General features: G+C 73.2%; 9 protein-coding genes. 4 read left to right on the forward strand and 5 right to left on the reverse strand.

Annotation, left to right across the window (positions count from 1 at the left end; translation table 11 throughout):
* Position 1: 1 nt before the first annotated feature.
* The 4 genes from kdpF to FM076_RS30510 form a co-directional block, all read right to left on the reverse strand.
* Positions 2-100 (reverse strand): K(+)-transporting ATPase subunit F, encoded by a 99-nt coding sequence (kdpF, locus tag FM076_RS30495; protein WP_173874055.1) that lies wholly within the window; start codon positions 98-100, stop codon positions 2-4.
* A gap of 267 nt (positions 101-367) precedes the next feature.
* Entirely contained in the window at positions 368-457 is a 90-nt protein-coding gene (locus tag FM076_RS30500; protein ID WP_173874056.1) for a K(+)-transporting ATPase subunit F, read from the reverse strand.
* Positions 458-606: 149 nt separating this feature from the next.
* On the reverse strand, positions 607-1,230 hold the full coding sequence (locus tag FM076_RS30505) for a DUF6328 family protein (protein ID WP_243274684.1): 624 nt from the start codon (positions 1,228-1,230) through the stop codon (positions 607-609).
* A 160-nt stretch (positions 1,231-1,390) separates the two neighbouring features.
* Entirely contained in the window at positions 1,391-2,596 is a 1,206-nt protein-coding gene (locus FM076_RS30510) for an FUSC family protein (RefSeq protein ID WP_345945343.1), read from the reverse strand.
* A gap of 264 nt (positions 2,597-2,860) precedes the next feature.
* Here FM076_RS30510 and tsaD point away from each other — a divergent pair, with 264 nt between their 5' ends.
* Both tsaD and alaS read left to right on the forward strand, forming a co-directional pair.
* Positions 2,861-3,931: a tRNA (adenosine(37)-N6)-threonylcarbamoyltransferase complex transferase subunit TsaD gene (gene tsaD / locus FM076_RS30515; RefSeq protein ID WP_173874057.1), complete on the forward strand. Its 1,071-nt coding sequence runs from the start codon at positions 2,861-2,863 to the stop codon at positions 3,929-3,931.
* A gap of 77 nt (positions 3,932-4,008) precedes the next feature.
* Complete coding sequence (gene alaS, locus FM076_RS30520; RefSeq protein ID WP_173874058.1) at positions 4,009-6,654, forward strand: alanine--tRNA ligase; 2,646 nt, start codon at positions 4,009-4,011, stop codon at positions 6,652-6,654.
* Positions 6,655-6,741: 87 nt separating this feature from the next.
* Here alaS and FM076_RS30525 read toward each other — a convergent pair whose 3' ends face one another.
* On the reverse strand, positions 6,742-7,665 hold the full coding sequence (locus tag FM076_RS30525; protein ID WP_173874059.1) for an alpha/beta fold hydrolase: 924 nt from the start codon (positions 7,663-7,665) through the stop codon (positions 6,742-6,744).
* A 121-nt stretch (positions 7,666-7,786) separates the two neighbouring features.
* Here FM076_RS30525 and FM076_RS30530 point away from each other — a divergent pair, with 121 nt between their 5' ends.
* Entirely contained in the window at positions 7,787-8,491 is a 705-nt protein-coding gene (locus FM076_RS30530; protein WP_173874060.1) for a TetR/AcrR family transcriptional regulator, read from the forward strand.
* Between the two features lie 326 nt (positions 8,492-8,817).
* Positions 8,818-9,112 (forward strand): hypothetical protein (locus tag FM076_RS30535; RefSeq protein WP_173874061.1); only part of this gene is annotated, 295 nt, incomplete at its 3' end.

A 9,112-nucleotide genomic window follows, 5' to 3' on the forward strand; every position in this document is an offset into this window, starting at 1 on the left:
CTCAGAACCTCTCCGGCTTGACGAGGGCCAGGATGAGGTAACCCAGCAGGGCGACGGCCACGATCAGGCCGATCACGTTCTCCACGCTCTGGGCAGTCACAGCTTCGCCACCCCCTTGGCGATGAGGGCCACCAGACCGAACACCGCGACCGTGGTGACAAGGAAGGCCACGTCGGCCATCACGAGCTCCAAATGTTCCGGAAATGATCGAACGAGGAAAGGAAATCCGCCGGACAACCGGATTCACAGCCCCTTCACGCTTCCCTGACGCCCCGCGCCGCCGCCTTGACGGGCTCCTAACAGCACCGCGGGCGAGGGCCCTGGAACCGGTGGGGTCCGGAACCGGCGGGGCTCCGGAACAGGCGGGTCAGAAACGGTCCGGGTACTTCCGCGCCAGCAGCAGGTAGCCGATCAGACACGCGGCCACGATCAGGCCCGTGATGTTCGCTCCTGTCACCGCACTCACCTCCTCCGGTGCGACGGGTTCCGCATCCAGCAGTAGCCCGTCGGCGGGGCCGGGGGAGGGGCTTTGACGTGTTGCTGACGCCTCCGGCCGGTACCTTGCCGCGGCGTTGACAGCGGCGTCGGCGGGGCCCCGCGTCCGCGTCAGCCGATCCCCGTCCTGCGGGCCGCCCGGCTCCGCAGCCACACGGGCAGCACCCACCAGCACACGGCGAACCACACCATGACCGTGCCGACCAGGATCTCGGCGAGCAGGCTGGTCAGGACGACATGCAGGAGCAGCAGCAGGGTGGACCCGATGGTGAGGGCCAGCAGCACCATGCCGCACATCATCAGCCGGCCCGCGGTCTCGACCACCTCGTCCTTCATCCGCTGCCCGGAGAGGAACCGGTGGAGGGAGACGGGAGCGATCAGGGTGCCGATCGCCGCCGAGCCCAGGATGACGGTGACGACGTAGACGGCGCGGTCGAAGCCGGCCAGGTCCTCGAAGCGTTCGGTGAACGCCACACTCAGCAGGAAGCCGAAGAGGACCTGGACGCCTGTCTGCGCGACACGGGTCTCCTGCAGGACCTCGTTCCAGCGGCGGTTGACCCTCTCCCGGGCCCCCTCGGGCGTCTCGTGACGGCGGTCCGCGCGCTGCTCGGCACCGGCCTGTCTCCCGCCCGTGTGCGCGGACGGGGGACCGGCCTTCCGCGCCGGGGGTGCCGTACCGTTCGTCGTGCGTATGAGGTGGGGCGCCGCCGAAGGCGACTGCCTCGGCATGTTCATCGTTCCTCCCGGGATCGAGAGCGGACCGGCGGGGTCGGTGCGACGAGGCCGGTACTTCCGGTTACCCGCATCGCCACTTCCGGTTACCCCGCATCGTCCCTCTCGACCACCGGGAACTCCGGTTGTCCGCGGCCGGCGCGGTACGGCTACGCCTCGCGGATCAGGGGACGCGCTCGTCACAGGCACCGGCGCTCTGGCGGGTCTCGTCGACGGTGTGCCACAGGGTGTCGCAGGAGTAGCGGGCCTCGTCCATCAACCGGGTGGCCTCCACGAGGAGCACGCCGTAGGGCCGCGAGGGGTCGCCCAGCGGAAGGGAGGTGTCTCGGGCGTGCCCGACGAGCCGGGAGTGCTTCTCCTGCGCCCTCTCGGCGGCATCGCACAACCGGCGGGCCTGCCGGGGCAGCTGTGCTTCCTCGACCTCGCCGAACTGGCGGGTTATCTCACCGAGGGCCTCCAGCAGGTCGGCGCAGTCGCGCAGGAAGCCCCGGCATTCGTCGCCGTCCTCGCCGCGCGGCCAGTGGTGCAGGGTGCGGGTGAGGGAGCCGAGCTGGTGGGTGACGCGCTCCAGGGCGCCGACCAGTTCCCGGTAGCCGTAGAAGTCCCTGTGCCGGCTGCGGTGGGGGAGAAGGAGCCGCGGGTTGTAGTAGCGGCTCTCGATCGCCGTGTGCAGGGCCGAGCGGGTCTGGCCGACCAGCGAGGTGATGTCGGCGGCCCGCTGCCGCCACTGCCCGGCGCTCTCCGGATCGAAGTCGTGCGCGCGCAGGGCGGGATGGATGTCCGCCAAGAGATCCGACAGCGCCCGCGCCAGGGCGTGGATGCCGGCCTCGGCGCCGCGGTAGCGCGTCGGCGGCCAGAGGAAGAGGTTGACCCCCACACCGATCCCGCAGCCGATCGCCACCAGAAGGATGATCTGGCCGAGCTGCTCGACGCGCTGGAGGTTGCCGGTGGAGGCGGAATAGGTGGAGAAGGCGAAGAACGCCGCCGTCGCGACCTGGGTGCCCTGCTCTCCCAGGTGCCGCCACCGTCCGATCGTCAGTGCGATCAGCGCCACCAGGACGAATGTGAACAGTTCGGGCCCGGCGAGGAAGCCCAGGCCGGCCTGCACGAACACACCGGCGCACACCGCCGTCAGATAGCGCAGCGCCTGAAGCAGCGACTGGTAGACGGTCACCTGCATGATCAGTACGGCGGAGAACGGGGCGAAGGCGGGGGTGCGGGCCACCAGCAGGTCATGGGCGACGTACCACGAAAGGCTCGCCGCCAGCGTGCTCTTGACGATCAGCTCCAGAACCTGCCGTTCGTGGCCGCCCGGATTCCGGGCCCTTCCCCACCATTCCCGCACCCGCTTCCCCATGTCCTGCGGCACGTCTTCACCTCTCTCTCCTCGACGGATCCGCTCGACGGCTGCGTCCGCCACCTCGCGGGGCGCGGGCCGTCGGGGCGGGACGCTGGCCGGAGTGCCCGTTCCGCGCCGGTTGTTGCGTGGAGAAACAGAGGAGGTCGGCCGCGCGGGGTCCTGCTCCCGGGACATCAGGCGCCCGGCCACCTCTTCCCTGACCACCCTGGTCCGCTTGTTGCAATTAATGTGCAACTACAATTGATATGCGACAGAGTGGTGGGAAGGAGCACGATGGGTACGACCCCGGTGGTGCTGGGCATCGAGTCGTCCTGCGACGAGACCGGCGCGGGCCTGGTGCGGGACGGACGCCTGCTCGGACACGCGGTGGCGTCGAGCATGGACCAGCACGCGCGGTTCGGCGGTGTGGTGCCGGAGATCGCGGCACGGGCCCATGTGCACGCCTTCGGACCCGTCGTCCGGCGGGCGCTGGACGAGGCCGGACTGCGGATGCGCGACATCGGCGCGGTGGCCGTGACGACCGGACCCGGACTGGCCGGGGCGCTCCAGGTGGGCCTGGCCGGCGCCAAAGGGCTGGCCTACGCGCTGGGCGTGCCGCTGTACGGGGTCCACCACCTGGCCGGACATGTGGCGGCCGACACCCTGGCGCACGGCCCGCTGCCCGATCCCTGCGTCGTCCTGATCGTCTCCGGCGGCCACACCTCGCTGCTGCTGGTACGGGACCTGGTCCGGGACCGGATCGTCCACCTCGGCGACACGCTGGACGACGCGGCGGGGGAATGCTTCGACAAGGCGGCACGCGTCTTCGGCCTGCCGTACCCGGGCGGACCGGCCATCGACCGGGCGGCACGCGACGGCAGCCCGCACGCCGTACCGTTCCCCCGGCCGCTCACCGCGCCGCGCGACGACCCGTACGCCTTCTCCTTCTCCGGGCTGAAGACGGCCGCCGCGCGCTGGGCCGAACGGCACCGGGGGAGCGTACTGCCCGTCGCGGACGGCGCGGCCTCGCTCCAGGAGGCGGTGGCCGATGTACTCACCCGCAAAGCGGTGGCCGCCTGCCGGGAACACGGGGTGGACACCCTCGTGGTGGTCGGCGGGGTCGCCGCCAACTCCCGGGTGCGGGCACTCGCCGAGGAGCGGTGTGCGGCGGCCGGTGTCGCCCTGCGCGTACCGCCGCTGAGCCTGTGCACGGACAACGGCGCGATGATCGCGGCCGTCGGAGACCTGCTCGTCCGCGCCGGTGCCGCCCCGGCGCCGTGGGACCTGTCGGCCGATCCGTCCGCACCGCTGGAGCAGGCCGCACTGCACCCGGCGGCGCCTCAGCCCGCCGCGCGGGCCGCCTGACGGGCGCCCGGCCCGTCCCCGGCGACCCTCCCGGCCTCCCCCTCCTCCCCGCCCCGTCCGACCCACCGGAGCACCTCTTGCGCACCGCCGACATCCGCAGCCGTTTCCTCGACTTCTTCGCCGCACGCGGCCACACGGTCGTCCCCGGCGCGCCGCTGCCCGCGCCGGACCCGACGCTCCTGTTCGTCAACGCGGGCATGGTGCCGTTCAAGCCCTACCTGACGGGTGAACAGGCGGCGCCCTGGCCGCGTGCCACCAGCGTGCAGAAGTGTGTGCGCACCCTCGACATCGAGGAAGTGGGCAGGACCACCCGGCACGGCTCGTTCTTCCAGATGAACGGCAACTTCTCCTTCGGGGACTACTTCAAGGAAGAAGCGATCGCCCTGGCCTGGGAGCTGTCCACCGCGCCCGTCGACCGGGGCGGTTTCGGCCTGGACGCCGACCGCGTCTGGGTGACCGTCCACCACTCCGACAACGAGGCCCGGGACATCTGGCGGCGGGTCGCCGGTCTTCCCGAGGCGCGGATCGTGGCGCGCGGCGACGAGGACAACTTCTGGTCCATGGGCGTACCGGGTCCGTGCGGGCCGTGCTCGGAGCTGTACTACGACCGTGGCCCGGCGTTCGGCCGCGAGGGAGGACCGGCCGTGGACGAGGACCGGTACACCGAGTTCTGGAACCTCGTGTTCATGCAGTACGAGCGGGGAGAGGGCTCCGGCAAGTCCGGCTACCCCCTGCTCGGTGAACTCCCGCGCCCCAACATCGACACGGGCATGGGCGTGGAGCGGATGGCCACCCTCCTCCAGGGCGTCGACAACCTGTACGAGACCGACGAGGTCCGGCCCGTCCTCGACCGCGCCGCCGAACTGTCCGGCACCCGTTACGGCGCCGACCGGCAGGCCGACATCCGGCTGCGGGTGGTCGCCGACCACGTCCGTACGGCACTCATGCTCCTGGCCGACGGAACCGCGCCCGGCAACGAGGGGCGCGGCTACGTCCTGCGGCGCCTCCTGCGCCGCGCGGTGCGCTCGATGCGGCAGCTGGGCTTCACCGACCCCGCACTGCCCGCACTGCTGCCTGTCGCACGCGACCGCATGGCCCCCGGCTACCCCGAGGCCGCCGACGGTTTCGCCCGGATCGCCGACCAGGCGTACGGGGAGGAGGAGGCCTTCCGCGCCACTCTGAAGCAGGGGACCACCGTGCTGGACACGGCCGTGGCCGAGGCCAAGGCGGAGGGCGGTCGCGCGCTGTCCGGCGCCCAGGCCTTCCTGCTGCACGACACCTACGGCTTCCCCCTCGACCTCACCGTGGAGATGGCCGCCGAGCAGGGCGTGGAGGTCGACCGGGAGGGCTTCACCGCGCTGATGAACGCCCAGCGCGAGCGGGCCCGCGCCGACGCGCGCGCCCGCAAGTCCGGCGGCGCGGGCGGCACCCGGGCACTCCGCGCGCTCCTGGACGAGCACGGCCCGACGGACTGGCGGGCCTGGGACACCCTGGATACGCAGTCCGCGGTGCTGGCCGTCCTCGGTGCCGGCGGTCCGGTGCCGGCCGCCACGGAAGGGGAGATCGTCACGGTCGTCCTGGACCGGTCCCCGTTCTACGCCGAGTCCGGTGGCCAGGAAAGCGACGCGGGACGGATCACCGGCGCTTCGGCGGAGGCCGAGGTGCTCGACGTGCAGCGGCCCCTGCCCGGCCTGATCACCCACCGGGTGCGCGTCACGGCGGGCGAACTCGCCACCGGAGACAGCGTCCACGCCGCCGTGGACCCCGAGTGGCGGCTCGGCGCCCGCCAGGCACACTCCGGAACCCATGTCCTGCACGCCGCGCTGCGGGAGGTCCTCGGCCCCACCGCCCTCCAGTCCGGCTCCTCCAACCGGCCCGGCCACCTCCGCCTCGACTTCCCCTGGCGCGGCGCCCTCTCCGCCACCGCCCGGAGCGAGATCGAGGAGGTCGCCAACCGGGCCCTGCGCCGGGACCTGCCCGTCGGCGTGCGCTGGATGACCCTGCCGGAGGCCCGGGCGCTCGGCGCGCTGGCGCTGTTCGACGAGACGTACGGCGAGAAGGTGCGCGTCGTCGAGATCGGCGGCGCCTGGTCCCGGGAGCTGTGCGGCGGCACCCATGTCGATCACGCCTCCCAGATCGGCACCATCGCCCTCACCTCCCAGTCCTCCGTCGGTGCGGGCACGCGGCGGCTGGAGGCGGCCGTCGGCATCGAGGGCTTCGCCTATCTGGCCCGGGAACGCGACCTGGTCTCCCGTATCGCGGAGCAACTGAACGCGCCGCGTGCGGAGTTGCCCGAGCGGATCGGTGCCCTGCTGGAGCGCCTCAAGGCCGCCGACCGCGAGAACGCCCGCCTCAGGACGCGGGCCACCGCGGCGCGCGCCGCCGAACTGGTCTCCACCGCCGAGGACGCCGACGGGGTGCGCCTGGTCACCACCACGCTCGACGCCGGGACCGATGAGGCCCGGGCGCTGGCCCTCGCCGTCCGCGACCGGCTGCCGGGCGGGCGGCCCGGCGCGGTCGCCGTGGGCACCACGGGCGGAACCGTGGTCCTCGCCCTCGACGAGGCCGCGCGCGACGCGGGGCTGAGCGCCGCGACGCTCGTCGAGCGGCTGCTGGACGGACGCGGAGGAGGCTCCCCGGACCTCGCGCAGGGCGGAGGCGTCCCCGCGGGCCGGATGTCCGCCACCCTCGCCCGGTTGCCCCGCCTCCTGGCCCGGCACTGAGCGCGGCTCCCGCGACACCGGACGGCTTGCCGGTACCGCCCGCCCCCCCCGCAGAGGGTGCCGCCGCCGAGGAGCGCGTCGGTCCGCTCACGGGCGGGCGGGTCGCGGACAGTCGGCCAGCCGGCGGATCTCGGTGGTGATCGTCTCCCAGGCGGCAGGCGGGAGTTCGTGGCCGACACCGGGGAGGGGGACCAGGCGGGCACCGGGGATCCGGGCCGCGACGACGCGCCCCGCCAAGGGCTTGATGAGCGGGTCGTCCTCGCCGTGCAGGACGAGGGTGGGCCGGTCGATGGCACTGATCGGCGGGCCGTGCCACTGGGCGCCGATCTGGCGGCTCTGCGCCCGCTGGTCGTGGACGCCGCCGTCGGCGTTGCGCTCGACGGCTTCGCGGGCGGCCGCCTCGTCGAAGTCCCGGCCCGGGGAGGCGAGAAGGCGGGAGACCGCGACCCCCGCCGCGACCGCGCCCTCCCGGGTGTCGGGGAACCTCAGCCGGGCGAACCTGGCCAGGGTGCCCATCCGGATGAACCGCATGGTGCGCAGGCCCCCGACGTCTCCGGGGACCGCGGCCATCGAGGTGAGCGTCCTGACACGGCCGGGATGCCGGAGGGCGACGCGCTGGGCGACGGCGCCGCCGAGCGACACCCCGAGCAGGTGCGCCGACGGCCACTCCAGCGCGTCCAGGACCGCGACGGCGTCGTCCGCCATGTCCTCGGCCGTGTACGCGTCGCCGCGCCGCGCGAACAGGGCCGCGATCGGGTTGCGGGTGGCGGCGGGCGGCAGGTGGGTCGACTCGCCGCTGTCGCGGTGGTCGTAGCGGGCCACCGCGAAACCCCGGGCGGCCAGCATCCGGCACAGCCCGTCCGGGACCCACAGCCGGTTGACGCCCAGCCCCGTCACCACCAGCAGCGGCTCACCGTCCCCTCCCTCGGTCAGCTGGTCGAACGCCAGCCGTACCGTCCCGTTCCCGGCATGGCGGACCGGGCTCCACGGCTGCTTTGACGTCGAAGGCATACGGATCTCCCTGAACTGCGGCTCTCCCAGAACTGCGACCGTTGTTCGCAGTTTTAGAGTAAGGGGCGGCTTCCCCAAACGGAAGAGGGGCGGTGGCCATGACGGAAAGAGGCGGGTGGAGATGGCGGCGCAAGAGCCTGGGACGGTCTGGACGCGGCCCGAGCGCGGTGCCCGGGGCCCCGCGGCCGGACACAGCCGCGCCGAACTGGCCGCCACCGCCGTCCGGCTGGCGGACAGGGACGGCCTGGCCGCCGTGTCCATGCGGCAGGTCGCCAAGGAACTGGGCACCGGCCAGTCCTCCCTCTACCGCTACCTCTCCAGCCGTGAGGACCTGCTCGACCTGATGGCCGACGCGGTGACGGGAGAGCTGGACCTCGACGCCCCGCTCCACGGCGACCCGGTCGAGGACCTGCTCGCCCTCGCCGTACGGACCAAGGCCCTCCACGTGCGGCATCCCTGGCTGGCCGACATCCCGCCGGAACCCCTGCGGCTGGGCCCCCGGGGCCTGGACTACCTGGAACACGCACTGCGGATCCTGGAGCCCACCGGACTGCCCGGCCGGACCAAAATGGAGGTCGTCGCCCTGATGAGCGCGCTGACCGCGCAGTTCGCCCGGACGGAACTCCAGACCACCCGCGCCGGCACCGGCCGCCGGGCCGCCCAGGCCGCCTACCTGAGCCAGGTCGCGGCGCGCGGCTCCCATCCGCACCTCACCGCCGCCATGACCGAACCCGCCGGGGACGAGGCGGGTGACGGCACCCACGAGATGTTCGAGCGGACCATGCGACGGGTCCTCGCCGGACTGGTCGCGCCCCGGCCCACCTGACCCGCACCCGGCCGCCGCGTCCGCCGCCCCCTCCCCGCCCGCCAACCGCCACGCGCGGGAACCGGTTTGCGGTCCCGGTGAGTCTTTGTGCGGTACACGTGTCTCCGGGGGCGAACCGGTGGCACACGGTCGGCCGAGCCGGCTCCCGCGGTCCGTCCGTGGAGCCGGCCGCGCGGAGGGGGAAGGGGAGATGAAGAGAGTGCGGACAAGGCAGAGGGCACGGACAACGCAGAGGGCGCGGGGGACAGGCCGGCGCGTGTCCACCGTGCGCGCCGCGGGGGTGCGAGGCGTCGCAGCGGTGCTGGTGGGTGCGACCGGAGCGGGCCATGGCGGTCGCGGCCCCCGCCCACGCCGGGGACGGCGGCGGAGCCGCCCTGTGCGGGGGCCACAAGATCGTCCGCTCGGGCGCCCACGCGAACTGGGTGGAGTGCCACAAGAGCGGAATGTCCAAGGTCCTGGCGAACGTCCACGACGACAAGCGGGACAAGTACTGCGCCGTACTGACCATCAGGATGCGCTCCTACCGCCACGCGGTGCACGTCTGCGGAGCGGGCAAGCACGCCGGGTACACGACGAAGTACCACAAGGGGAACGCCAAGCTCCGGCTCGGCCTCAAGCGGC

Origin of the sequence: Streptomyces albus subsp. chlorinus (genome assembly GCF_013302895.1) — a bacterium.
GTDB classification, from domain to species: Bacteria; Actinomycetota; Actinomycetes; order Streptomycetales; family Streptomycetaceae; genus Streptomyces; species Streptomyces chlorinus.

Excerpts from the sequence above, each read along its gene's own strand:
- FM076_RS30505 (WP_243274684.1), bottom strand. The coding sequence starts at position 1,230 with ATGAACATGCCGAGGCAGTCGCCTTCGGCGGCGCCCCACCTCATACGC.
- tsaD (WP_173874057.1), top strand. The coding sequence starts at position 2,861 with ATGGGTACGACCCCGGTGGTGCTGGGCATCGAGTCGTCCTGCGACGAG.
- FM076_RS30525 (WP_173874059.1), bottom strand. The coding sequence starts at position 7,665 with ATGCCTTCGACGTCAAAGCAGCCGTGGAGCCCGGTCCGCCATGCCGGG.
- FM076_RS30530 (WP_173874060.1), top strand. The coding sequence starts at position 7,787 with ATGGCGGCGCAAGAGCCTGGGACGGTCTGGACGCGGCCCGAGCGCGGT.